Raw genomic sequence first — 26,019 nt, 5'->3', positions numbered from 1 at the left:
GTACGATATTTCAGTAGCATGCAACCGGGTTTACATAGAGTGCAGACTTGTAGAAAAAATGAGGTACAGACTTAGCGTCAGCACATTGAATAAGACAAGATTGAACCTCAAATCTCCTTTTGCGCCGATCATCGCTGCCACAATCCCCAAACCGCTCAACACGCAAGGCAGATGCAGGTGAAGGCTCAGCAAAATTTCAAGTGGTTTATAGAACCAGTGAATCGCTGCCATTGACAAGGGCAGCATGGTCAATAAAAAGAGGACTGCCGAGATGCATGATAAACATTTCCCATTCATAAGAACACCCTCTTTTCTGTTGTGGGTATCAAAGTTTGACGATCCGGACAAAAAGATCAATTAATGACAGCTTTTAATGCGGCTGCAAAACGTTCGGCAAAAAGTTCAGGAAGTTCTTGGGACTCCATGTATAAGCAAAAGACATCCGTTTCCATAACCAACCGTTGTGTGTAATTGGTGGGTAATGAGACACTTTGGCTGATCAACGCTGAGGAAAACACGGGCAGTTCTTCAGGCAATAAAAGCAGTTCGGCTTTATTCAGCATCTTGCCTTGCTGGTGGATATTTTGAAACGTAATTTCGTAATCGATTTTAAAGCACAAAGTGGAATTTCCTGTTTTGATGGCTAACTCCCTCTGCTTATTCACTACGTGAAGATCTCCAAACACCTCGACCGGTGCTTCCAATATATTCTCCAGGATTTCAGTCAAAGTTTTTACCGGTTGTGCACTAATCATGTACTCCATCCTCTCGTCTTCCCGTTAGAATGAACAAGCAAAATATTATTAAAAATAATTTGCTGTTTTGAAAATAGTCAGTCGTATTAACAGTCTTTAAACCCATTTAATTTACTATTAAATTGAAATTCAGTGTTTTTCATAATACTCATAGACTACAATGGATTATGCAAATTGTAAACAATTTAACGTTAATTTAGTATTTTTATTGCAACCTTATTTTTCCAAAAACTATTTTTCTCTATTTCTTCACTGTATTCTTCTATACTTGGATATCTTTAATTCGATAGTTATTTTCTTTTGTATTGCTCGCTGTCTAGAAAGTGTATTCAGCCCAGAAGATAAAGTATTATTCAAATAAACTATTTAATCAGCAGGCAATATTTTGTTTTTATCGAGCTCTTCCCTTTGCTGAAAAGAAAAAAGAACCCGATTAAAGGTCCTTTAAAGTCATCGCATATTTTTCTAGCAATTCTTTCAGTGCTGGTCTTTCATTGCCATAACGTCCAACAACCGCTTCTGCAGTGATCAATGAATTGAGCACTGCTTCTTCCACAGCTTCCCCAACAGCGCGGAAGGCTTCATCCAGATCGTCTTCATGAATGGTTTCGATCGAAAGGGTTTTTTCCGGTTTGGCATGAGGGATTTTATTGGCAGTTGAAAAACCCAGTACGATTTCTCCGCTGCCGTTGGTGATGATGGATCCCGTCCGCGAAAGCCCCGTTACCGCCCGTTTAAGGATCCGGTTCAATTGCCGTTCAGATAACGGAAGATCGGTGGCCACGATGACCATGACAGAGCCCTTGTCTTCTTCTTTATGCGTTTGCTGGATATTTTTCTTTAATGCTTCGCCGATGGGATTGCCGTCGATCGTCAAATCACTCAGCATCCCGAAGTTCGACAGCACCAGTACACCTATCGTATAGGTTCCATGCTCCTGCTCCATAATGCGCGAAGCGGTGCCGATGCCGCCTTTCAGCGAATAGCACAGCATGCCTCTGCCTGCTCCGACCGCGCCTTCTTCAAATTCAACAGCGGTATTGTCAAGTGCCTGCCGAACGTGCTCTTCTTTGACAAAACGGCCCCGGACATCATTCAAAAACATATCGTTGCATTCGCCAATCACTGGATTTACCGTGCCGGTCGTGTTGCCGATATCCGGATTCTTCTCCAGCATATAGTCGATGACGGCATTGGCTGCCGTCCCGACATTCAATGTATTAGTCAAAACAATCGGCGTCTCCAACGTACCCAATTCCGCCAGTTGGATCGTCCCCATCGTTTTTCCGAAGCCATTGATGACATGGCTCGAGGCAATCAATTTTTCATGAAACAGATCTCCCTGATGCGGCAGGATTGCTGTCACACCGGTCTGCATATCGCCTTCACTTAAAGTTACATGCCCTATGGAAACACCTTCTACATCTGTTATGGCGTTCAGCACACCGGGCTTCATCTTGCCGATTTCTACTCCATAATCACGAATTCGCTTTTGGTTTCTCAAATGCCCACCCCTATTAAATAGTTGATTTGTTGCGATCCTTATCAATACGTTCAGCTATGTATGGCGTTGATGGAAAAATCAAGAGTCAAGCTGCAGTAATTTCTGCTTTTATTTTTTATGATCCAACTTTCTTTCTGCCCGCCTTTTTTCGAATACATTATAAAGACTATAAATTCCGATCAACCCAAGAGTAAACATGCCAAGTCCATGGAATATTGACTTAGCCGTCTGGTTTATGGAATCATTGCCGCTGGTGACACTCGATCCTAAGACGAAAAATATGATAATAGCGAACAGGATTCGATCTTTCATCTAACTCCCCCTCTTTTTATCTTCAATCACCTGATGAGTAAAACTGTCATAAATCTTCTTGTACTCATCAATTCTCATACTTATTTTACCATCCTGAATTTATAATGATAGGTGGATCTGCAGGAACTTTCCCCTAGTCGGCAGCAGACGTAAAAGCACAAAACGAAGGTTAAACATGCAGCCGAATACCTGGCCATCTTTCGTTGATTCACATTCATACGAAACAAAAAGAAGCATGCCCACCAAGGACATGCTTCTTTCGAATCTTCTTTTTTTAATGCAGCTCTGTGTCTTCTGACTCGGAGACTTCCTCCAGTACAAGGCTGGCATTGTCGTCTGTTTGGTCTCTTACGGCAATGTCTCCCAATGATACGATCCCTACTAACTGATCATTCTCAACAATTGGAAGTCGGCGAATTTGATGTTCGGACATTAAATCAGCAGCGTCTTCGATAGACATATCTTTTGTTCCAATGACCATTTCTGAAGTCAGAATCTGTGATACAGGGCTATCCAATGAAATTTGAGAAGCGATTCCACGTGTGACAATGTCGCGGTCTGTAACGATTCCAAGTAATCGTTTGCCGTCGCTGATTGGAATGGACCCTACATCGAGTTCCAGCATCTTAGATGCAATTTCCTGAAGGGACGTTTCCGGTGCACATGTCTCGACGTCTTTCGTCATGATGTCGGTAATCTTCATGAATAGTTCCTCCTCTAAAAATTTTACTGCTTATACTCAGCCAAATGGCTATTTCCGACGACTGGACTGATTGATCACATCATCTTTCGCCAAACCTCCTCCTTTCTTTTTCATCTACTATTCCTTATCCATTCCACAAAAAATAAAACGTTTTTTCAGCAAAAAAAGAGGATTTTAAGCAGTTTTTTCTGTTTTAAAAACTTTACCGACCGAGCTCGCAAATAGCTATCTTTCGGCTGTGTTAAAATGAATCTAAAAAGAGTTGCTGTTGCTATGTATAGTAAACACAGGTTCTCTGAGAAAGGGGCATCGCTTATCGAGTCTTTATCCACTACAGTGGAATTCCTGGTTCTCCTGATCGTCAATTTATCAGTTGGAGCTGTCGGATTTATTCCAAGCGTCCTCGTCACGGTTGTCAATATTCAATCTTTCGGCCTTTATGGCGGTGCAGTTTTAACTTTCTCTGGTGAAATCATCGGTGCCTTGCTCGGATTTTACCTGTACCGCTTCGGATTTTCCAAAGCAGACCCGAAATGGCTGCGGCACCCATTCTGGCAAAAATTTCAGAACCAGCCGGCAACCCGTGTGTTCAGCCTGGTGATTTTGCTGCGGCTGCTTCCTTTTATGCCATCCGGTTTTGTGACAGCAGGAGCAGCCTTGACGAGCATCAGCGGCAAACTGTTCTTTACCGCCAGCACCATCGGCAAAATACCGGCTGTCCTCCTGGAACTGGCCGCAGTTTACGGATTTACCCAAGCAGTGCCAGTCACCATTCAGTACATCTTATTCTGCGCAGTATTGGCTATTTCTCTAACTATCTTTTTTATTAACTCTTCCAAACGGAAAAAAAGCCCTCAATCAACGGATTGAGGGCTCAGACTGTAGACAAAGTCTGACCAAAATGTATAGTGGTGCATAATCCCCAACCGGTCCGGCCACTTCGCTTTCCGTGGGCTCAGCTTCAGCCTCCTCGTCACTGCGTTCCTGCGGGGTCTTCAGCTTTCGCTGTCCCACAGGAGTCTTCGTGGCCAGCCCGGTTGGGGGCATGTTGCTTCAATCAAAGAGAGAAGCTGGCTAGTCAATATCAGGAAAAAATAGTCCTAACAAATCTAGAAAACCCTTCACTCAAGGATCCGGAGCACAAGGCGGCGAAGGGCAAAGATATGCTCCTGCATCGCTGCGCTGCTTCGTCGCAAACGAGTCAGGCACAGCCCGACTCGCTTCCTGCGGGAACAGCGAAGTGCCGAAATCCACTCGGGCACCAGTCCGAGTTAGTTCGGCGCGAGCCCGTGGAAAGCGTCCGCCTGGAGCGCAGGATCCGGTATAAACAAGTTGAAATGTGTATTCATTCTTTAAATGACATCAATATTCTTTTGTCTACAAGCTCAGCCCTCAATCAACGGATTGAGGGCTTTTTGACTGATTCAGTAGACTTTATCGCCATTGAAGATGGAGTTTTTGACGATGACGTAATCCACATTGCGGATCGCCAGCAACTTGTCTCCTCCAGCGTATGAAATGGAAGATTGAAGATCCTGTTCCATTTCCACCAGCGTATCTTTAAGTGAACCTTTATATTCCACATACATTTTCTTGCCTTCGACGTTTTTCTTCTCACCTTTTTGAAATTCAGAAGCTGATCCGAAATATTCCTTTAACAGCTTGCCGTCTTGATTGATCGTTTGTCCAGGTGATTCCTCGTGCCCCGCAAAAAGAGAACCGATCATCACCATTGAAGCACCGAAACGTACCGATTTGGCAATATCGCCATGCGTACGGATTCCACCGTCCGCAATGATCGGTTTGCTCGCCGCTTTTCCGCACCAGCGAAGTGCAGCCAACTGCCAGCCGCCTGTACCGAACCCTGTCTTAATCTTGGTGATGCACACTTTTCCGGGACCGATGCCCACTTTCGTCGCATCTGCTCCGGCGTGTTCCAATTCCCGGACAGCTTCTGGTGTACCGACATTTCCAGCGATCAAAAAGCTGTCTGGCACCAATTTCTTGATATGCTGAATCATCTTGATCACAGCGTTCGAATGGCCATGAGCCACATCGATTGTAATGTATTCCGGCGTGATTTTTTCATCAGCCAACTGTTGGATAAATTCATACTCTTCCGATTTTACGCCGACACTTATGGAAGCGTAAAGTCCGCGCTGTTGCATGTCTTTTGTAAATGCCAAGCGTTTTTCAGGCTCAAATCTATGCATAATATAAAAATAATTATTTTCAGCCAGAAATCCGGCGATTTTTTCATCTACAATGGTCTGCATATTTGCAGGTACGACCGGCAACTTAAAGGTCCGTCCACCGAATTCAATCGAGGTATCGCATTCTGATCGGCTTTCCACCACCGCTTTTGCAGGAACCAACTGAATATCTTCGTAATCAAACACATTTTCCATAAATTACACCCCTATACACGAATGATTTTTCGATATACCATCATTATTGTTCGTCCATATGATAATGTACTTTATTTTGGAGGAGATGTCAAAGAACAAAAATATTTGCTTGTCAATAGCAGGATTTCATCTTAGACGATGTATCTATTGGGATTTACCCTGTAATAAATTTAACTTTGGAATATACATTACTAGAAAAACAGATCTGCCAAGGCTAAACAAGATAAAAGCCAGCCATAGTCCATGATTTTGTAAAATTGGGACCCCTCCCCAGAGGGCAAGCAAAAATACCCCTAATGCGAAAAGCATCGAATTTCTGATATGTGCTGTTTCGGTAGCACCTGTAAAGACGCCGTATAATACAATGCCAAAACTTGCGACTAAAGGATACAGCAATAGCCAGTCTCCATAAATTCCGCCCAATTCGATTACTTCAGGAATCGAGGTGAAAAACGAAAATAAGGATTCGCTAAAAAGCCAATAACTCACAGTCAGCAACAGTGAGGAGTAAATGGCCCATTGAAATGATAAATTGATCGTTTTTTTAAAAAGTCTGGAATCATTCGAACCAACCGCTCTTCCGGAAAGGATGCTTGAAGCATTGGAAATTCCGTCATAAAAATAAGCCATTAAATAATGAACCTGCAGCAGAACAGCATTAGCGGCCAATGTTTCTGTGCCAAATGCCGCGCTTTTATAAGTGAACAAGTTTATAACAGTAAGCAGGCAGAGCGTACGGATAAATAAATCCTGATTGACAGCCATCATCTTCTTGATGGAAGATCCATCGGTGACCAGTGTTATTGAAGGCACCTGGAACTGATAAGAAGTTCCTTTCCAAACGATCCAAAGTCCGAACAGACAGGCCGTTACTTCAGCGATCAACGTGGCAGAGGCGACTCCGGATACTCCCCAGCCGAAACCAAAAACAAAAATCACATCCAGCAGAATGTTCAGCAAGTTCATAAAAACCTGTATCATCACTGATATTTTAATGCGCGCCATGCCGACTAACCAACCCATGATGACGTAATTGACCAAAGTAAACGGTACTCCCCAGATTCGGATGCCGAAATAGTCGGATGCCAGCGCAGAGACGTCATCAGCAGGATCAAGCAAAGTTAACGCAAGAAATTCAATCGGTTTCTGCAGCAGAAAGAAACTGAGTCCTACAACAAGCGCAATAATCAATGGCCGAATAAGGGCAAGTGTCTCTAATAAGGAATCGTTAGCTCCATTCGCCTGTGCAGCAAAACCGGATGTTCCAATTCGCAAGAAGCCGAAAAGCCAATATAGTGTGTTGAAGATCACTGCCCCGATGGCAACACCGCCTATAAAAGCGGGGTCCGGCAATTGACCAACGACCGCCGTGTCGACAGCTCCCAGCAAAGGGGTGGTGATAGTTGATAGTGTCAATGGAATCGCCAGAGCAAGGTATGTACGATGATTCATTTTGAAGCTCCTAACTATTAATTTGAAAAATTACTGCCATATGCCATATTAGCAAATATATTCAGGCAGTACAGAATTTATTCTTCAAAACATGGAAATCAGTTCTTTCGTATAAGGATGCCGGTTTTGCAAAAAAATCTCATCACTTCTGAAACCATCAATGATGCGCCCTTCTTCCATCACCAGCATTTTCTGGCTTAAAGAAGCAACGGCCGCTAAATCATGGGATATAAAAACGTAGGAAAGTGAAAATTGCCGGCGAAGTTTCTCCAGCAATTTCAATAGCGAAGCCTGGGACAGCACATCAAGGCTGGAAGTCGGTTCGTCAAGTATGAGGACTTCGGGTTCTATGCTGATGGCCCGGCTAATAGTCACGCGTTGCTGTTGCCCGCCGCTCAGTTCGTGCGGATAACAGTCTGCAAGGTGGGCAGGAAGTTCAACCGCCTCCAGCAATTGGCTAATATAGTCTTCTTTGCTTGTAAAATTGAAATGCTGCAACTCTTTCTGGCTGCCATATTGCTGGTAGGGGTCCATCAGCGAATCTTTTATTTTCAATTTCGGGTTCAGCGAAGCGGAGGGATTCTGGAAAACTGCCTGAATGTGCTTCCTGAAAGGATTGAGACTTTTATCGGTTTGATTATGGAGCATATAGCCGTTCATGGAAATTTCTCCCGCATCTATTTTTTCAAGTTGCAGAAGACAGCGTGCCAATGTGCTTTTGCCGCAGCCGCTTTCTCCGATGATTCCCAGGCATTGGCCTTTTTCCAGTGTAAAGGAGATATCTTTCAATACCTGTTTGCCGTTCGGAAATGATTTATCGACATGGCTAATCTTCATCAACATTCTCATCCGACCTCCTGTCATGCAGATTTTCCGGCTTTTTTAACACCGGAATTGCTTCAACCAATGCTTGTGTATATGGGTGTTTCGGAAACTCGAGAATGGTGGACTGATCTCCTTGCTCAATAATATGGCCTTCTTTCATCACGAGTATACGGTCAGCGTATTTGCTTGCGTGCCGCAGATCGTGTGTGATAAACAAAATGGCGCATCCCGTCTCTTCCTGCAGCTTTGCCAGCAGTTGAAGAATCCGGAATGATGAAATGCTGTCCAGAGCTGTCGTCGGTTCATCCGCAATCACCAGATCAGGTTTAAGCAGCAATGCTAACGCAATTGCGGTGCGCTGCAGCTGTCCACCGCTTAGTTGGAAAGGGTAGCGGCTTACTAAGTCTTTTGTAAGTCCTACAGAGCCCAATGCCTCCTGTGTGTTCTTGTTGCGCTGAGCTTTTGTCATCCGGAGATGCGTTCGCTGGTATTCATCAAAATGCTTTCCAATGGTCAAGAATGGCGTAAAGGAACTCTGATAATCCTGAAAAATATAGGAAATCCTATTTCCACGGATGCTTCTCATTTTTTTGGAAGTCATGGCCAATACATTGGCTCCGTTAAACTCAATCGTACCTTTGGCTTGCAGATTGGGCTTCAGTAATTGTCCAATGGCAGACGCAGTCATGCTTTTGCCGCTTCCGCTCTGGCCAACGATAGCGAGCCAATCCCCTGGGTCTACTTCAAATGAGATTTCTTTGACGATTTGTTGATCTTTTGTTTCGACTGTCAGTTTATGGACTTTCAATAAACTCATGATCGCACTTCCTTCTTCACATCAAACTTGTCCCGCAGATAATCACCCAGAACATTTGAAATCAGCACAACCGTAATAATGGCCAGACCTGGATAAACCATCAACGAAGGCATGGACTGAAAATAAGGGCGCGCATCATTCAGCATGGCTCCCCATTCAGGAGCCGGCGGTTGAGCGCCAAGCCCAATATAGGATAGGGACGAAATCAATAAAATGATTTTCCCCATATCCAGGCTGGCAAGAACCAGCACATTGCCGATAATATGGGGGAAAAGATGTTTCCGAATAATTTTCCCGTCATGCAAGCCGTTGATTTTCGCCATCGCTATATACTCTTTTTGACGCTCACTTACCACCGTGCTTCTGACAAGGCGTGCATAATTGACCCATTTCACAAAAACGATAGCGAGCAGTAAATTTTCAATCCCCGGTCCGAGCAGACCACTTAAGACAATCGCCACAATGGTATCCGGAAAAGCCAGAAATGTATCGGCAATTCGCATAAGTACGCGTTCGAGCAGGCCCCCTTTGTATCCGGCAATCAAACCAATCGGCAGGCCGATGGCTACCGCTATCAGCAATGCCAAAAATGCATACCCTACTGTCAGTTGTGCTCCAAGTAAAATGCGCGTCAGCACATCCCTTCCCAAATGATCCGTTCCAAATGGATGCGAAAAGCTCATCGGCAAAAGTCTAGAGCCTAAATCAACAAAATCCGGATCATGTTTTAAGAATAGAAAAGTATAGGTGGTGAGCAAAGCCAATAGACTCAGCAATAACAGCAAAAGACCTGTCTTCCAATTTAATTTACTGTAGTTGATCGGGAAAGCGCCCATCAATTCCCCTTCCTTTCCTTTAGCCTGATTTCCGGATTTAAATAGCGGTATGAGAGATCAACCAGGCTGTTGACCACAAATACAATAATGGCCATGATGAACAGATAGCCTTGGATAACGGGATAGTCACGGCTTCTAATGGCTTCTACGACCATCTTACCAATTCCTGGATAAGCAAAAATCACCTCGATGACCACCACTCCACCGATCAAACTTCCCAAACTGACACCAAATACGGTAATCACCGGCGGTAAAGCAGCCCGCAGTGCATGAGTGAAAAAAATCCGAATTTCGGAAATTCCTCTCGAGCGGGCTGCTTTTATATACTCATTGCTTAAAGAATCGATTAAGCTGGAGCGGAGCAGCCTGACATAAACACTTGTAATGGCAAGCCCCAATGTTGCGGACGGCAAGAGGATGGAAACAAAGCCGTCCCTGCCCATCGTCGGCAGCACATTCAACCGGACGCCAAACAGATCAATTAATAAAAGTCCAAGCCAAAAGCTTGGGACAGCGGCGCCGAACAGTGAGAACCAGCGGCTGACGTGGTCAATCCAGCTTCCCCGGTAAAGGGCTGCGAGCGATCCTAAAGGCAGAGCGATGAGAACCATGACAATCAGTGCTCCTGCGGTCAATTCCAATGTCGCCGGAAGCCCGCTTACCAGCATTTCCAAAACCGGTTGGTTGGTCAAATAGGATTCCCCAAAATCCAATTTCACAAAATTCACAAACCACTCGCCATACTGGACTAAAAGCGGCTCATTGAATCCCATGTCTTCACGAAGCTCTTCCACTTGTGCCGCGGTCACCGATACATCATCTACCCGCAAAATCGACAACACCGGATCCCCGGGTGCCAGCCTTGCAAACAGGAAGCTAACAAAAGTAATTAATAAGAGAAAAACTGCCACTTCGATAAATCTTGTCAATAAAATCCGTGCCATTTATTTCACATCCAGGGTATTGGTCAACATATAATACTCGCTGCGGGTCGTAACCCAATTTTCTACTTTATCGGCGTTGTAAGCGACTAATGTATTAGGATGCAGGATAAACGAATTGTATACATGGTCATCCACATACAACGCGATTTTTTCAGCAATGACTGAACGCGCTTCTTCTCCTACTGTCAAATTCAGTTCATCGATCAAAGCAGTCAACTGATCATCAGCAGCTCCGCTAAAGTTCAAAGCTCCCTGCGGATGGTAAGTTGCATTTAAGTAATAGCCTGCGTCTCCGCGTGGAGCTGTTAAATTACTGTAGGTAGTCAAGTCCCAATCACGGTTGGCTGCCATATATTCTTCCGGCACTTCAATTTGTTGGATATCTACAATTATGCCCAATTGTTTGGCATCTGACTGAAACACCTGGGCGATCAATGGCAAATCTGCACGAGCACTGTAAGTCAGCATTGTCCATACTAAAGGTTCTCCATCTTTTTGCATTACGCCGTCTTTTTCTTCATAACCTGCCTGTGCCAAAAGCTTTTTGGCTGCTTCAGGTCCGGTCTGTTTTTCAGGATAATCCGGGGCAAATGAGAAAGTCGAAGGAAATGGACCTTCTGCCACTTCTGCATGTCCTTTTAAAATTGTGTCTGCAATCAAATCACGGTTGATCAGTGCATCTACAGCTTTTCTCACGTTGATGTCTTTCATTGATTCCCTCTGTAGGTTCATCGTCATCTGGTGTACCCGGAAAGTGGAGGTCGATTCGACTTTTACACCCGGAACCGACTCCAGATTTTCCAAACTTTCAACTTCTGGGCGGAATGAAATGTCCGCATCTCCTGATTCGAGTGCAAGCGATCTAGCGTTGGCATCTTCATTGAATGAAAAGCGTGCCGCCTCTAATTTTGCAGCTCCATCCCAATAATCATCGTACCGGACAAGATCGACTGCCGTTCCAGGGGTAAATGATTCGACGGCAAACGGACCAGTACCGATCGGCCGGTTAATATAATCGGTTTCAGTAATATCTATAATCGAAGTGTTAGGATGAACCAGTTCGGAAGGAAATTCAGGAAATGGCATGGTTGTTTTCACCCTTAACAGCTGTCCATCAGCTTCCATCGACTCGATCCGCAAAGCATTCTCAATAGCCACATTATCCTTCATCGCCCGTTCCAGTGAAGCTTTTACGGCTTCCGCATCCAGTGGATTGCCATTTTGGAACGTGACCCCTTCGCGCAATTGAATTGTCCAGTCTTGTCCATTGTCACTGTGCCAGCTTTCTGCAAGCCACGGTTCAAGTGTCAGCGAATCGTCATTCAAATGCACCAAAGTCTCTGTAATTCCTGCGCGCAATGGTACATAGCTGCTGTCAACATTGGGATCCAGCGACCGTGCTGCGAAGTTGAACAGCAAATTAAGTTCTTTGCGGTCCTCTTCCTGCTGATTTGCTGCACCTGATGTGCATGCGGTTAAGAATAGCGTTACTACTATAAACAGTAATCCAAATACCTTCTTCATCAATGAACACGCCCCTTTTTCAAGTGTAATTATTACGGTTTGTAAATTAAAAATATTCCCTTTCTCTCCTTGTACAGCTTGGAGAAAAAGGGAACTTTCTTCTTAAGCTCTTCTATAAATAAACTTTATGTATTTTACAAACTGTAACTGTTACGTTTTACATCATATCCTTTTGAAGTTTCCAATGCAATCTTTTTTTATAATTTGATTGTAAAATACGGCATCTGTCCGTTTTAGAATTTTCTGCTGAAATCAAACAGGCCAGCCACTTCGGGAAGCGGCTGGCCTGTTTTGGATACTCTCTATTTTTCTGTGTAGCAGAACCTTCACTTTAATGGAACATTAGTCGAACAACAAATATTCATCGTCCTTAAGTCTGGATACTGCTACTCGTTTTATGGATTCGAATTGTTTTATCCGTTCTTCTATCGTTCTCCCCACTTCATCAGGAAAAAGGTCTTCCCGATCATAATGGGGGAAAAGGAGGATGTCAGTAAGGTTCAAGGCATTAAAGTCCGTCAGTTTTGGTGTATTCAATTCCGGCGCAAAAAAAGCAGCCAGCTCGATAGTGCCCCCAAGGACCATCGCACCGGCACTCGCGCCGATAAAGACCGTATCTTGTTGAGCAAGTTTTCTGAGGACCTTTATGCCGCCGCTTATCTTCATCCGATAAAGAAGTTGAATAGGATTTCCCCCGTTCAAAAAGATGACATCATACGTTTCAAGTGCTGTTGGATTTTCATATTCGAAGTCAAAAAAAGCGACATGGCAAATGTCCATTTCAAACAAATCTTTTTGTGCTTTAATTGCAGACTTGCTCGACTCTTTCTGTGGAGAAGCTGTGGTGATGATAACCGCTCTGATTTCTGATGGGGGCTTCGGCAATACTGATAAGAATTTCCATTTAATCCCTTCGGTAAAAAAACCGTTGGATGTCAGCAGCATCTTGCACATCGTATTCCTTCTTTCCAGTTGGTGAGCCATGTTCAATTAAGGCATGGTTCTCCTGATTTGAATGAGTGGATATAAAAGCACCGGCATACTCGCTACTCCGCAACAGTTAAAATTCACCTGGATACTCCTTGTCCAACTTCTCATTTAAACGATCAAGCACATAGGGATTATAAAGCCATTCTTCATCCAAAAGCTGACGATAGCCTTCTGTTGCTTTACTGGAATTTATTTTTTCATAAATGGCTATCAGGTCTTCTTCATAGAAATAGAATTCAGTATCCTCCTGTAATTTTTCTGCCTGTAAAGCTGACTCCAACGATAGCTGCGGATCGATCAACAAGTAAATTTCCGCCAGTAAAAACAAGTCATCAATGAGGAAATCTGCGTGGTCTGCCGCAATCTTCCGATTCATCAAATCTGCAGCTTCCATGAAATTCCCCCGAGCCAATTGGATATCCACAAGCATCCAATCCGCTGCATCGTTGTCATAAATGTCTCCAGCTTCTTTGATGGCCGTCGCTGTTTTTTCAGCCCCCTCATAATCTTTCTGTTCGAATTGTATATGGGAAAGTTCGTACCATTCATCCAATTGCTCTTGTTCCGCAATCATCTTTTCAAGGAAGATGTCCTGATATTCTTCAATTTCCATACCGATCATCGTTTCCAGCTTATTATAGAATGTACTGGTGGATCTGGATTTCAATAAATCCACAATGAAACCCTCTCCATAAGCATCCACCAGTGATTCCACCGCCAAAAAACCCTGAGCGTATGGATCATAACTAGCTGAAGCAGAACTGTCATACTCTTCTTGGCTGTCGAGATCATGGAAATCGATGAGTTCAATAGTTTTCAGGTCATACCAACCACTGGAATCATCCGCAAAATAATCGGCGATGCCTTCTTCAAACCAGGAAGGAATCCGTGTAATCGGCAAACTATACTGATTGGAGAAAAGATGGCTCTGGTAATGGGAGTATTCATGCACCAAGATCAGTTCCCAGTTTTCATCAGTAGGAACCAGGTGGATGCTTTTGTTGCCTAAGTTATAATACCCGGCGACTTCCCCCGAACCATAGCTGGATTCAAGAGAGCCGTAATCATCATGGAACTCGACTGTCAATCCACCTTCATCGCTGGTGCCCAGAATCGAATTGAAGCTTTGCCGTTCCCGTTGGAGAACCTCATCCATTTTAGCGATTTCAGCTTCGGTTTCTTCAGAATAAAAATAGATGACCCCATTTTTTTCGGTCTTCATCAACTCTTTTTGTGAGGAAACTTGAAAAACTGTCGAGGCGAACAGCCTGACTTTGTCATCTGATGCTTGCTTGTCGTCTCCGGTTGTAAAGACGACAAAAGAATTGATGACGGCTACTACCAGCACCACAAGAAATAGGATGGATGAAAAAATCAGCATTCCGACTGCTTCGCTGATACTCTTGAGCTTCAAGAATCTCAACTTTCCTTTTATGGCCCCTATCATACCGGCTAAGAAAAGGATTGTGCAGACTAGAAGGAACGTGCCCGCAACCATCAATCCCCCAATCAGCCCTTGATTTAGAATAAGGAAATAGGCAAGATACGAACTGAAAATTAACATAAGGAATTGCTTAACTGTGCTTTTCATCGATACCCCCACTTTACATTTATAGAAAATCTGCAGACTTATAAAAGTCCACCCTTGCCTAACATTTTATGGCTTGAAAAGGTAATAAGTCCTTAATCTTTTCTAAATAGTAGCAGGTATCCAAAACAATATATAGTCTTATTGAGGTCCTCAAGACATTTTTTTATCAGCTAAGAACATCACGAGTATGGGATGCTTTACAGAACGCAAAAAAAGAACAGCCCTGAAGCCGGGTTTCACGACTTCAGGGCTGTTCTCTGTTTACATTTCACTTTCTTGCTTTATTGTTTGCGGAAACGCAAAGCAAGGGTTGTTGTCAATCCTGCAAGCATTAGCCCAGCTAAGATCCAAAGGTATGGAATCGTACCTGTATCCGCTGTGCCGCCCATACCGGTTGCCGGCATTTCTGAAGGCATTTCAGTTGCGCCAAACTCTTCCGGGAACTGGTCGACGATGGCTGCTGATAATCCAGCTGCTGGCATTGTCATATGTGCATAGGCTTCACGAATCGAGCTGTAAGCTGTTTCGTAATCGCCTGCTACATATGAGTCAAAAGCCATCAATAATTGGTCGACGTGAGCCGTCAATCCTTCTTCCAATGCATCAGCCGGTACACGGCCTTCTGTTGCTGCATCAAGCAAAGCGGCCTGTTCGACAATATAGCCATCAAGATCAGCTTTTGCCTGCTCTTGTGCTGCTGCATCGCCTTCACCTGTCGCTACAACGTAATCCACAAAGTAGCCGATATGGGATTTCCAGATTTTTTCAAATTGCGCCCCTGCTTCTTCTCCGTAGACAGATTCCACTGCTGCAGACAAGTCATCTGCATTGGCGATCAATGCAGCAGAAGCCTGTTCAAAGCTTTCAGCCCCATCGGCACCATCTTGCATTGCCATTGCGGCAAGTCCGGCATGCTCAGTAAATGTCATGTTCAATTGAGCGCGTAAATCTGCTGCTGGTGTATCCGGATTCGTGTTATCGAACTTCTCTGGGAATTGTGTCGTGATGGCAATCGATAGGCTTTCCGCGAACATGCTCATATGGTGAATGGATTCACGTTCAAGCGAGTAAGCAGTTTCGTAGTCGCCCGCTACATACGCATCAAAAGCGGAAATCAGCTGATCGACGTGCATATCCAATCCTTCCTGAACCGCTGCTGCCGGCAGAAGCCCGCCCGTTGCAGTGTCGAAGAATGTTGATTGTTCCACTTTGTATTCTTCCAAAGCGGCCAACGCCTGCTCTTTGCCTTCCTGGTTATCTTCAGCTGTTGCTGTTACATAATCAACAAAGTAGCCGATATGGGATTTCCAGATCTCGTCAAACTGTGCTGCGCCTTCTTCCCCGTAGACAGAACCGACAGCCGCTGAAAGATCGTCAGCGTTTGCCAATAATGCACCCGAAGCCTGTTCGAAATCTTCGGCGCCATCAACGCCTTTTCTCATCGCTTCGACTGCCAGGAATGCATGTTCGGTCAATGTGGTATCCAGTGCGATGCGCAATTCCGCTGCCGGCGTTGCTGTGCTTGACTCCATGGCCGTTTCGCTAGCTGGAGTCGCATGGCCGTGGCTGTCCGCCAATGCCGCCGTGGGTACTAATAAGGCTAATGATAGTGGAAGTGCTAATAGACATTTGTTTAATTTCATCTTAATCTCTCCTCTTTTTTTATAGTTTCATAGACATAACGGAGAGCGTTTACATTTAGATCACATTTACTTAAAAAAAATCAAATAAAAAAAACTGACCGCTAAAGCGGCCAGTTAAATTCCTGCACTCAGTACAACTTCACCTTCGGGCAATTCGTTTCCTGCCTGAGGTTCCAACGTTATGGCAATCGTATCCCAGTCGGCTGAACTTTCATCCAACTGATAATAGCTTGCCCCTTCACCATTTGGGTTGGGTGAAAAAGCGCCTGCCGGTATCGGCTTGTCATCCTTGATCAACCACACCTGATAAACCTGGCTATCTTCCAGCTCTGCCAATCGATCGGCTTGTACAACTAAATTGAGCGAACCCTCTTCTTCAATCATCGCTGCGGTTGCGGTTCCCTCAAATGCTTCATTCGGCTCCAGCTCGATAGACTCGATCGCCGTTTCCGGTGCATCTTCCTGATCTGATAATTGGAAGAAAGCATAGGCATTGCCCATTAAGGATGCGAGGAGTACAGCCGCAAGGAGCGGCTTCCATAAGCCAGGCTTTCTTTTTGGCTTGTGCATCGGTATGGCGGCCATTTCCGGCTTCAAGGCCACTGGCGGTTCATCCTGTTCCCGCTCTTCTTCAAATACATTAGACAGAATACGCGCTTTCATGCCTGCCGGCGGTTCCACCGGATCTGCAAGATAAGGGAGCTCGCCTGTCGCTTCTACTATTTCCTGGCATTCCGTACATGTTTTCAAATGATGTTCATATTGCTGGATTTCGTCTGCTGATAGCGTTCCGTTCAAATAATCCACTAAACGGTCACAATCCATGTTAGTCATCGTAAGCCCCCCTTTCCTGCAACCCATGCAGAGATGTTTTTAATTTTTTTAACGCAAGCCTTATTCGGCTCTTCACAGTTCCGAGTGGAATATCGCACATATCTGCAATCGTTTCATGGGTGTGTCCCTTAAAATAAAACAAGTCGATCATTTTTTGCTGCTCAATGGACAAATGCTGAACAGCCGTTTCGATCTGCCCTTTCTTTTCCTGCCATTCCACCTGTTCGGCAACAGGCGCATCGTTGCTGGCCACCTGAGCCGCCTCTTCAATCGGCACGGTCGGTTTTTTGCGTTTCCGTATCAAGTCGATGGCTGTATTTTGTGCCATTCTGAAAAGCCAGGAAGTGAATTTCCCTTTACTTTCATCGTACACCCCTTTGCCGCGCCAGATCTTGATGAATACTTCCTGTAACACCTCTTCAGCCAGATCGCGATCTTCCAGCATCTTATATAGAAAAGAGAAAAGGATTTTTTCATAGCGGTCGTATAATTGTTCGAGCGCGGCTTTGTCTTGTTCATTGATCCGCAAATATAGATGTGTATCGGTAGTTTTTTCCATCCCCTGTCTCCTTTTTACATATTTCGTATACCTACCTTACTATACTTCCCGCTACAGGAAAATCTTTTCTTTTCATGGGCTGTTCTCCGTGTCCTTGGCTACGGAAAAGAATCTTACGCTTGAATTCTACTAATTCCGAAAAAGCAACAGTCAGCTGGAAACTACGCATAGCCTGGAAGTTATTAAAAAGTTCTTCCGTTTTTATCTGCTATATACAAAACGCATGTAACAAGGAATTAGTTCACTATTGGTTAAAATCGGGAATAGAACTGTAGGTAGAAAACAGAACGACTGGAGGAATCCTTATGATCTATAACATCACCGCTGCAACCGGCCATCTTGGTGTCAAAATCGTCGAAGAAGCATTAAAGTACATGGATCCAAAAAATCTGGTGCTGACAGTGCGCAATCCTGAAAAAGCTTTGCATTTCCAAAAAAAGGGAATACAAATAAAACAGGCGAATTACCGCTCTGAATCAGCAATGGCAAATGCTTTCAAGGGTACAGATGTGCTCATCTATATTCCAAGTCTTACGTTCCCGAGCGTCGCACGAATCATGGAATTCGAGAATGCGATTTTGGCTGCTGAACAAACCGGGATCAAACAATTCATTTTTATCGGTTTCATGGCTGACCACGGCAATAACCCGTTTAAAATGAGCCCATTTTTCGGCTATGTCCAGCGCCGTTTGGCATCCGGATCAGTTCCATTCACTTATATCCGAAACGGCATGTATTCTGATCCCCTGCCTCCTTATCTGCCGGAACTGGCCGAACGGGGAAAAATTCTTTATCCGGTTGGTGACGAGCGAATTTCTTTTATTTCCAGAAAGGATCTGGCAAAAGCCATCGTTCAAATTGCATTGAAACAGGAGTTGCACGGCAATGAGTTTACGTTGACCGGACCAAAAGCGTGGTCTATGACTGAACTTGCCGAATTGCTCTCACAAATCAGCGGAACATCAATTTTCTACGATCCGCTCAGCAATGAGGAATTCGCGGAACTTTATGACGAACCGAAAGGGTTCGGTCCTGTTCTTGTTTCTTTGTATGAAGCTGCAGCCAGAGGATTGATGGCGGAAGTTACAGAGGATTTTGAAAGCATCACAGGAGAGGCAGCGGAAGATTTATCGATATATATTGAACGTGAATACCGGAATCTTCCTTAATGCCAGAGAAAAGACCGAAGAGCCTTTTGGCTTTTCGGTCTTTTCATATAGTTTACATGAAGCTACTCGATCAAAATCTGGTGCCCTTCGTCTTTCTTCTTGTCTTCTTTTGATTTAGGAACCTGAATCATCAAAACACCGTCTTTAAAAGATCCGGAAATTTCGTTTTGTTCCACGTCACCAACATAGAAGCTTCGCTTGAAAGAGCCATAGGACCGTTCTTTCCGGATATAATGGCCGTCGTTTTCTGTTACTTCTTTGTTTTCTTCCTTCTTCCCTTGAAGTTGAAGATAACCATCTTTGTATTCAACTGAGATATCTTCTTTTTTGAATCCTGGTACATCCACTTCCACTTCATAATGGTCGTCGGCATCTTTGATGTCTACTTGAGGATAATTGGCTTCTTTGAAAAAACGATCGAAAACATCCATTTCAAAATTGCTGTCAAAAAGGCTTGGGAAAAAATCTTCCCGTTTTCTTGGTAAAAGTCTCATTTTCAAACTCTCCCCTCGAAAAAATTTTAATGGAACATCACTTTGAAATGCTCTACGAAAATCTGCTTTACCCAACGACTGCTGTCTTCCTGCTAATACCGATTATCCCTCCTTTGCCTTCTAAATTGCTGGTGAGTGATTTGCCGCTCTCTAATAATAATTATAGAAAATGATGTTTTTTTGTCAATTAAAAGCTTTCAAAATTAACAGGGAAATTCAGATTTTTTTGCTGCTTGGATTCAGTCAAATCACCATTACAGGTATATCCCGGTGTAGGATTTCTTGCATAATTTTACTTCTTCAGGCGTTCCTTCGGCAATAATGCGGCCACCACCATTCCCACCTTCAGGACCAAGGTCGATGACCCAGTCGGCTTGTTTGATGATTTGTATATTATGCTCGACAATTATAACGGTATGGCCTTCATCCACCAGCTTATTGAGCAAAATCAATAATTTTTTAATGTCATTTGGGTGAAGCCCGGTAGAAGGCTCGTCTAAAATGTAGAGTGTCTCACCTTTGACATTTCTGTTCAATTCCTTAGCCAATTTCAGACGCTGACCTTCACCGCCTGACAAAGTGGTAAGCGTCTGGCCCCATGTCAAGTAGCCGAGCCCAACTTCACAAAGCAATTCGATAGTGGATATTATCTTTTTCTGGCCAGCGAAAAAGACGCTGCTTTCTTCAATGCTGATATTTAGGATATCCGAAATGGATTTGCCTTTATACGTCACGGCCAACACTTCTTCTTTAAAACGATTGCCTGAACAAACCGGACAAATCACTTCCAGGTCCGGCAGAAAATACATCGGTGTAAAGACATAGCCCATGCCGAGGCAATGCTCACAGCGTCCACCTTCTGTGTTGAACGAAAAATGCTTTGCGCTTAACCCTCTTTCTTTCGCTTGCGGCAATTTCGCAAACAGATTCCGGAATAATGTATAGATTTCTGTATACGTTGCCACATTAGAACGCTGCATCCGGGTCAATCCGGATTGTCCAAAGGTGACCATCCGGCTGAGTTCTGCTGTTCCGGTAATCTCATCGTAGCCCTCTTTTATATGATCCGTTTCGACACTGGCGGCCAGAATGCCAAACAAAAGAGACGATTTTCCTGAACCCGATACACCGGTAACGGCAATAAATGACCCGAGTGGGAATGCAACGGTGATGTTTTTCAAATTGTTCTTATAGGCGTTGTGTATAGCCACATGGCGCCCGTTTCCGGTTCGACGCATCTTTATTGCTGGCGGCTCTTCCTTCAGGTAAGCACCTGTTACGGAATTCTGTTGCTCCATCAATTCATCCAATGTGCCTTCTCCCACAATTTGTCCGCCATTAATTCCCGCTCCCGGCCCAAGGTCGATAATCCAGTCCGCCTGCTTCATGACGTCGACATCGTGTTCAATGACCAAGACCGAATTGCCCAGTTCCCGTAATTGTTTCAAGACATCGACCAAGCCCTGAATATCCTTGGGGTGGAGCCCGGCTGTAGGTTCATCCAGTATGTACAGCACTCCCGTCAAACTGGAACCCAGGATGGTTGCCAGCCGAAGGCGCTGCGCTTCTCCTCCGGATAATGTAGACGACTGCCTTTCCATCGACAGATAACCGATGCCGACATGGATAATCCGCTTGATTTTTTCTGCCAGTTCATAGACCAATGAAGACGCGACTGACTCGTCATTCGCTTCAAAGCCCAGAGAGATTTCTTCCACCCATGCAAGTATTGCATCCATTGGAATTTGCGACACATCGGAAATCGATTTTCCAGCCACTGTTACCTGGCGGCTTTCTTTTTTCAACTTGGTTCCCTGGCATTCCTGGCAGGTTTGCTGAAAGAAAAAATCGGCTTCCGCTAAGTTGCCGCCTTTTTCGTTGTAGCGCCTCCACAATCCGGTCAAGACGCCTTCGAACTTGCCTTTCGCGACTGTTTTGGGAGATGGTGTCTGCGGATGATGTTTTTTGAACTCCTCACTCTCCACACCATACAATAGAAGATCTTTCTGTTCAGCTGTCCAGTTTTCCACTGCCAGATCCTTATCAATCACAAAGCCATAATGCTTTGCCGCAGCGACAACCGATTTGCCGTAATACTCAGTGACTGCAGCATTCCAAACAGTCACAGCGCCTGCGTTCAAGCTTTTCCCTTCATCCACCACCCGCTCAGCACGGATCCCCAGCTTTTTCCCTAAGCCGGAACAGGCTTCACATGCCCCTTCAACGGTGTTGAAGGAGAAGTGGGCCTTCTTTAAATTCTTCATATGGAAGCCACAAGCTGAACAAGGCATCATTTCACTTTCTTCATCCAGCTCCGGCGGCCGTCTGACCTTTTCATGACAATTTGGGCATTCCCGCATCCCCAATTTTTCATAAATGACCCGCAAATACGTATACATATCCGTCACCGTACCGACTGTAGAACGCGGATTGCGGTTGGTGGTTTGCTGCTGGCCGATGCCAATGGACGGTGACAGCCCGCTGATTGATTCCATTTTCGGTTTATTGATGAAATTGGTGGTCATGCCATTCAGTTCCATGTACTGCCGTTGGCTCTCCCGTTGGATGATATCCAGCGCCAATGTCGATTTACCTGAACCGGATGGACCGGTGATCACAACAAATCGCTGTTTTGGAATGGCAACAGAGACGTTTTTCAAATTGTTTTCGGAAGCCTTTACAATGCGGATAAAATCAGCCACGCTCAGCGCCTTCTTTCTACATAAGCTTTCTGATTGCCCTGTTTTAACGGATTTTCATTGAGGGTTGCGGCATTCAATCGTTAGAAATAGCCCGCCATAATAGGATGTGACTTTCTCTATATGCAGACCAGATTCCTTCACCAGTTGGAGTGTATCCCGGTCTAGATGACATCCATCACATACTCTTTTCCAGATAGGCGTCAAAGCTTCTTGGGTTTTCCCCAACATTTTTTGGTCCATTTTAACATGTTCGAATAATAGAATTTTCGCGCCTGGCTTGCTCGCTCTTCGAATTTCCTGGAGTGCCCGCTCGGGTTCTGGAATGGTGCAGAACACTAAAGTTGCAACTACCGTGTCAAAGCTATCGTCGAAAAACGGCAGTTCTTCCGCTATTGCCTGATATGCATAAATAGGGGTTCGGGTCTTTTTAATCCGCTTTATTGCCTGTTTAGCCATTGCAGGATTTGGTTCGATCGCATCCACTCGTTCGACATTTCTGTAATAGCCAAAGTTCGCGCCTGTTCCAAAACCGATTTCCAAAACCCGCCCTTGGGCTTTCCTGACAAGGCCCGCACGGATCCTCTCAAAACGTGTTTTCTCAAGTGGTTTCATTGCTACATCGTATAGTTTCGGAAACAATCCGGCCAAGCTACTCAGCTCCTGTTCTGTGTTTTTCTGTATGGTATAGAATTCGACTTTTCGCGCTTGTTTCCCTTGTTGCCAATGAAACTTCAGTGCAGAAGAAAGCAAGTGTCTTGGACGGCTCTCTGCATTCCAGAGCACAAAAAGACGGCAATCCCTTTTTCGAGATTGCCGTCGCATGATCTGTTTAGTTTTTTGTGTTATTGACAAATGGCCCGTATTCACGGCGCTGATGCTGAACCGATAACCATTTTAAGGTAGTGAACTCTTCAAGCACCCATTCGCCGTTAAAGCGGCCAAGTCCTGAATCTTTTTCTCCGCCGAACGGCATATGCGCTTCATCATTGACCGGCTGGTCGTTTACGTGGATCATGCCGGTATGGATCTGATGAGCAATATTCGTACCGTGCTCGATGTTTGCGGAATGAACCGCTCCACTGAGTCCAAACGGGTAGGCATTCGCCATTTCAACCACTTCTTCGTCGCTGTTGAAAGGGATCAAAATCGCTACGGGGCCAAATATTTCATTTTCTGCAAGTGGCATGTCGTTCGTCACGCCTGTCAGCACAGTCGGCTCCAGTACATTGCCGTCAGCATTGCCGCCAAGCTGTACTTTTGCACCCTGTTCGACGCTCGCTTCAATGTCTTTCAGGATCCGGTCCACCTGTTCACGGTTGATGAGTGGCCCGACTTGAGTATCCTGCTCTGCCGGATTGCCGAACTTCAACTTTCCGGCGCGGGCAATAAACTGCTCTGCGAATTCATCGTAAATATCCTGGTGGACAAAAATACGATTGATGGCCATACAGATCTGGCCTTGATGATAGAATTTGCCGAATAAGGCGGAATCCACAGCCTGGTCCACATCAGCATCCCCCAAGACGATGAAGTTATTATTTCCACCGAGTTCCAACGCCGTTTTCTTCAATGCACCACCGGCAAGTTCACCGATGCGTTTTCCGACGGGCGTTGAACCAGTAAAGGAAATAAGCCGCGGCGTCGGATGTGTGACAATGTCATCGCCAATTTCTGAACCGCGTCCGACCACCACATTTAGCAGCCCTTTCGGTAATCCAGCTGCTTCAAAAATGCTGGCAAACAGCAAACCACCGGTTACCGGAGTGTCTGTTGCCGGTTTGATGACTACGGCGTTGCCGGTTGCGAGTGCCGGCGCAATGGAACGGATCGCCAAATGCAAGGGGAAATTCCACGGGCTGATGATGCCGATGACACCTAAGGAATTGCGGTATACCCGGTTTTCCTTGCCTGCTTGCTGGGAAGGAAGGATTTTGCCTTCCATGCGGTACGGGAAAGTCGCCGCTTCCTTCAGGATATTGATTGAAGCTCCGAACTCGACAGTCGCTTTAATGACGGTACTGCCGGCTTCTTTAACAAGCCATTCGATAATCAGCTCTTTGTTTTCCTGCATCACTTCCAACGCTTTCTCGATGACTGCCCGCTTGGTCTGAGGCAATTCTTTCGACCATGCCACCTGCGCTTCAGCTGCAGCTTTATAAGCAGCATCCAAGTCATTCTTATCAGCGGCTTGAGTTGTCACCAGTTCTTCTCCAGTGAACGGATTGGTGTTTTTCATTTGGCTGTCGCTTGAGCCGGTAGTCCATTCACCATTTATATAAATCTTCGAAAAATCGGTTTTCATTTGGATCGTCTCCATTCTCTAAAGTTTACGGCTGTTGTCTAGGGCGGATCAGGATTTCGTTGACATCGACATGTGCCGGCTGTTCCACCGCATAGGCGATTGCATTAGCAATATCCTGTGCTTGAAGCATCTTCATCTCTCCGCCTTGTTTAAAGGCAGTCAAAACATCTTCGTCCGTAATCGTACTGGTCAATTCTGTTTCCACCGCACCCGGTGAAACAATCGTCACGCGAATTTCATGTGATGGGTCGATTTCCTGGCGCAGTCCCTCTGAAATGGCACGAACAGCGAATTTGGTACCGCTGTATACGGCACTGCCTTTGGAAACGCTATGTCCTGCCACTGAAGAGACATTGAGGATATGTCCAAATTTTTGTTTCTCCATAACCGGCAATACTGCGGCAATCCCATAAAGGACACCTTTGATATTGACATCGACCATTCTATCCCATTCGTCGACTTTCAATTTATTCATAAATGATAGCGGCATAAGTCCGGCGTTATTCACCAGCACGTCGATTTTACCGGTTTTCTCCAAACCGGCTTCCACTAAAGCTTTCATCTCATCAGCCGAAGTCACATCGGTCACTTTATAATCCGCTGATCCGCCATCACGTTCAATTTCCTTTTTCAGTTCCACCAGTCGGTCTTCGCGCCGTGCAGCGAGCAGGACATGATATCCCTTGGCAGCCAATTCCCTTGCGGTAGCCTGCCCTATTCCACTGCTTGCTCCTGTCACGATTGCGGTTTTATCTATTGTCATATCTGTTCATCTCCATTTCTTGACTTTAGACATTTCAGTTTAAATCAGTCTATTATTATTGCACCCTAATCCTTTACCCGATTCCTCCGCCAAACTAAACAAATTACCCTGAAAAATAGACCGTCTCGATCCGATTCCTGTGTTATAATTTTCACAAGATGGGGGTGTTTGTATGCGGAAAATCTCTCCGGAGGAGCGGCGGATAATGCGGCGGTCCTATGCCGAGAAAATTATGGAGACTGTTCGGACAAAAGGCTTCATCACCTTAACAATTCAGGATTTGGCACGTTTGATGGGAATCAGCCGGGCTTCCTTATATAACTTTTTCGCATCAAAAGAAGACATCATCCTGGAAGTCACCGAAATCTATATTGATTACCTGACAAACACCAATGCTTTCATCAATAACCCACGTTTTGCCTATAACCAGAGATTTCCTACTGTTTTTGAACAGGCTGCCTTTTCCGCTGTCTACGCCTCTGAAATCTACTTGAATGAATTGAAAATAACTCTTCCTTCCTTATATGAACGCAAGCTGAAGCTCGCAAACGAACGGATTTCAACACTTCATACTTTTTACGAAAACGGCATGATCGATGGGGATTTCAATCTTCTTAATCCTTCTTTGATCATTGCTCAGGACGACGCCGCTCTGCGGAAAATACTGAACTCTTCATTTTTGGAAGATGAAAACATAAACTTGGAAGACAGTATGTACGGCTACTATAAAATTATGAAGTACCGCACATTTGCGCCTGCCTTACTGAAAACCAGCAAAGACCCCTATATCGACAAAGTCGTCGAGGTCATCGTCAGCCAGTTGACTAAAGAAAAATAGGGTTTGCACAAAACTGATTGTATTCTCTCCGTAAGAAAGGCTTTGTCACAATTC

General features: G+C 44.9%; 25 protein-coding genes. 3 read left to right on the top strand and 22 right to left on the bottom strand.

What is annotated here, in order from left to right; translation table 11 throughout:
• Positions 1–30: 30 nt before the first annotated feature.
• From Q0785_RS08760 to Q0785_RS08740, 5 genes are all read right to left on the bottom strand, one after another.
• On the bottom strand, positions 31–297 hold the full coding sequence (locus Q0785_RS08760) for a hypothetical protein (RefSeq protein WP_223638655.1): 267 nt from the start codon (positions 295–297) through the stop codon (positions 31–33).
• Between the two features lie 56 nt (positions 298–353).
• Positions 354–755, bottom strand: coding sequence for a hypothetical protein (locus Q0785_RS08755; RefSeq protein WP_298828669.1), 402 nt, complete (start codon positions 753–755; stop codon positions 354–356).
• A gap of 433 nt (positions 756–1,188) precedes the next feature.
• Entirely contained in the window at positions 1,189–2,259 is a 1,071-nt protein-coding gene (locus tag Q0785_RS08750; protein ID WP_298828666.1) for a P1 family peptidase, read from the bottom strand.
• 108 nt (positions 2,260–2,367) lie between these two features.
• Entirely contained in the window at positions 2,368–2,571 is a 204-nt protein-coding gene (locus Q0785_RS08745; RefSeq protein ID WP_298828664.1) for a hypothetical protein, read from the bottom strand.
• Positions 2,572–2,845: 274 nt separating this feature from the next.
• A complete protein-coding gene (locus tag Q0785_RS08740; protein WP_298828661.1) occupies positions 2,846–3,274 on the bottom strand; it encodes a CBS domain-containing protein in 429 nt (142 codons plus the stop codon).
• 273 nt (positions 3,275–3,547) lie between these two features.
• Here Q0785_RS08740 and Q0785_RS08735 point away from each other — a divergent pair, with 273 nt between their 5' ends.
• Positions 3,548–4,144 (top strand): VTT domain-containing protein, encoded by a 597-nt coding sequence (locus Q0785_RS08735; RefSeq protein WP_298828657.1) that lies wholly within the window; start codon positions 3,548–3,550, stop codon positions 4,142–4,144.
• 554 nt (positions 4,145–4,698) lie between these two features.
• Here Q0785_RS08735 and guaC read toward each other — a convergent pair.
• From guaC to Q0785_RS08675, 12 genes are all read right to left on the bottom strand, one after another.
• Positions 4,699–5,682 (bottom strand): GMP reductase, encoded by a 984-nt coding sequence (gene guaC, locus Q0785_RS08730; RefSeq protein ID WP_223638638.1) that lies wholly within the window; start codon positions 5,680–5,682, stop codon positions 4,699–4,701.
• A gap of 144 nt (positions 5,683–5,826) precedes the next feature.
• Positions 5,827–7,134, bottom strand: a complete 1,308-nt coding sequence (locus Q0785_RS08725) for an MATE family efflux transporter (protein ID WP_298828649.1) — start codon at positions 7,132–7,134, stop codon at positions 5,827–5,829.
• Between the two features lie 84 nt (positions 7,135–7,218).
• Positions 7,219–7,977, bottom strand: a complete 759-nt coding sequence (locus tag Q0785_RS08720; RefSeq protein ID WP_298828647.1) for a dipeptide/oligopeptide/nickel ABC transporter ATP-binding protein — start codon at positions 7,975–7,977, stop codon at positions 7,219–7,221.
• On the bottom strand, positions 7,961–8,776 hold the full coding sequence (locus tag Q0785_RS08715; protein ID WP_223638629.1) for an ABC transporter ATP-binding protein: 816 nt from the start codon (positions 8,774–8,776) through the stop codon (positions 7,961–7,963). The genes Q0785_RS08720 and Q0785_RS08715 overlap by 17 nt, the downstream gene beginning before the upstream one ends.
• Entirely contained in the window at positions 8,773–9,612 is an 840-nt protein-coding gene (nikC, locus tag Q0785_RS08710; protein WP_223638626.1) for a nickel transporter permease, read from the bottom strand. The genes Q0785_RS08715 and nikC overlap by 4 nt, the downstream gene beginning before the upstream one ends.
• The gene (gene nikB / locus Q0785_RS08705; protein ID WP_223638610.1) at positions 9,612–10,556 is read right to left on the bottom strand and encodes a nickel ABC transporter permease; all 945 of its coding nucleotides are present in this window, start codon (positions 10,554–10,556) and stop codon (positions 9,612–9,614) included. Before nikB ends, nikC begins: the two co-directional genes overlap by 1 nt.
• On the bottom strand, positions 10,557–12,080 hold the full coding sequence (nikA, locus tag Q0785_RS08700; RefSeq protein ID WP_223638607.1) for a nickel ABC transporter substrate-binding protein: 1,524 nt from the start codon (positions 12,078–12,080) through the stop codon (positions 10,557–10,559).
• 342 nt (positions 12,081–12,422) lie between these two features.
• Positions 12,423–13,034: a Type 1 glutamine amidotransferase-like domain-containing protein gene (locus Q0785_RS08695; protein ID WP_223638601.1), complete on the bottom strand. Its 612-nt coding sequence runs from the start codon at positions 13,032–13,034 to the stop codon at positions 12,423–12,425.
• 106 nt (positions 13,035–13,140) lie between these two features.
• Positions 13,141–14,484 carry a hypothetical protein gene (locus Q0785_RS08690; RefSeq protein ID WP_298828630.1) on the bottom strand — a complete coding sequence of 448 codons (1,344 nt, stop codon included), beginning with the start codon at positions 14,482–14,484 and terminating at the stop codon, positions 13,141–13,143.
• Positions 14,485–14,942: 458 nt separating this feature from the next.
• Positions 14,943–16,304, bottom strand: a complete 1,362-nt coding sequence (locus Q0785_RS08685; protein WP_298828628.1) for a copper amine oxidase — start codon at positions 16,302–16,304, stop codon at positions 14,943–14,945.
• A 114-nt stretch (positions 16,305–16,418) separates the two neighbouring features.
• Positions 16,419–17,138: an anti-sigma factor gene (locus Q0785_RS08680; RefSeq protein ID WP_298828625.1), complete on the bottom strand. Its 720-nt coding sequence runs from the start codon at positions 17,136–17,138 to the stop codon at positions 16,419–16,421.
• Positions 17,131–17,697, bottom strand: coding sequence for an RNA polymerase sigma factor (locus tag Q0785_RS08675; RefSeq protein ID WP_223638590.1), 567 nt, complete (start codon positions 17,695–17,697; stop codon positions 17,131–17,133). The genes Q0785_RS08680 and Q0785_RS08675 overlap by 8 nt, the downstream gene beginning before the upstream one ends.
• A 305-nt stretch (positions 17,698–18,002) precedes the next feature.
• On the opposite strand from Q0785_RS08675, the gene Q0785_RS08670 reads away from it, so the two are divergent.
• Positions 18,003–18,866: an SDR family oxidoreductase gene (locus tag Q0785_RS08670; protein WP_223638587.1), complete on the top strand. Its 864-nt coding sequence runs from the start codon at positions 18,003–18,005 to the stop codon at positions 18,864–18,866.
• Between the two features lie 62 nt (positions 18,867–18,928).
• On the opposite strand, the gene Q0785_RS08665 is transcribed toward Q0785_RS08670, so the two are convergent.
• The 5 genes from Q0785_RS08665 to Q0785_RS08645 form a co-directional block, all read right to left on the bottom strand.
• Positions 18,929–19,360, bottom strand: a complete 432-nt coding sequence (locus tag Q0785_RS08665) for an Hsp20/alpha crystallin family protein (protein ID WP_223638584.1) — start codon at positions 19,358–19,360, stop codon at positions 18,929–18,931.
• A gap of 254 nt (positions 19,361–19,614) precedes the next feature.
• Positions 19,615–22,062 carry an excinuclease ABC subunit UvrA gene (uvrA, locus tag Q0785_RS08660; RefSeq protein ID WP_298828613.1) on the bottom strand — a complete coding sequence of 816 codons (2,448 nt, stop codon included), beginning with the start codon at positions 22,060–22,062 and terminating at the stop codon, positions 19,615–19,617.
• A gap of 54 nt (positions 22,063–22,116) precedes the next feature.
• Positions 22,117–22,710 (bottom strand): class I SAM-dependent methyltransferase, encoded by a 594-nt coding sequence (locus tag Q0785_RS08655; RefSeq protein WP_298828610.1) that lies wholly within the window; start codon positions 22,708–22,710, stop codon positions 22,117–22,119.
• A gap of 181 nt (positions 22,711–22,891) precedes the next feature.
• Positions 22,892–24,364: an aldehyde dehydrogenase family protein gene (locus Q0785_RS08650; RefSeq protein ID WP_298828607.1), complete on the bottom strand. Its 1,473-nt coding sequence runs from the start codon at positions 24,362–24,364 to the stop codon at positions 22,892–22,894.
• A 25-nt stretch (positions 24,365–24,389) separates the two neighbouring features.
• Positions 24,390–25,127: an SDR family oxidoreductase gene (locus Q0785_RS08645; protein ID WP_223638572.1), complete on the bottom strand. Its 738-nt coding sequence runs from the start codon at positions 25,125–25,127 to the stop codon at positions 24,390–24,392.
• A gap of 172 nt (positions 25,128–25,299) precedes the next feature.
• Here Q0785_RS08645 and Q0785_RS08640 point away from each other — a divergent pair, with 172 nt between their 5' ends.
• Complete coding sequence (locus Q0785_RS08640; protein WP_298828602.1) at positions 25,300–25,965, top strand: TetR/AcrR family transcriptional regulator; 666 nt, start codon at positions 25,300–25,302, stop codon at positions 25,963–25,965.
• Positions 25,966–26,019: the final 54 nt, after the last annotated feature.

It is taken from the genome of uncultured Planococcus sp. (genome assembly GCF_947501725.1).
GTDB classification, from domain to species: domain Bacteria; phylum Bacillota; class Bacilli; order Bacillales_A; family Planococcaceae; genus Planococcus; species Planococcus donghaensis_C.
The sequence above is the reverse complement of the archived record's forward strand: the minus strand, read 5'-3'. Positions and strand labels throughout refer to the sequence as shown.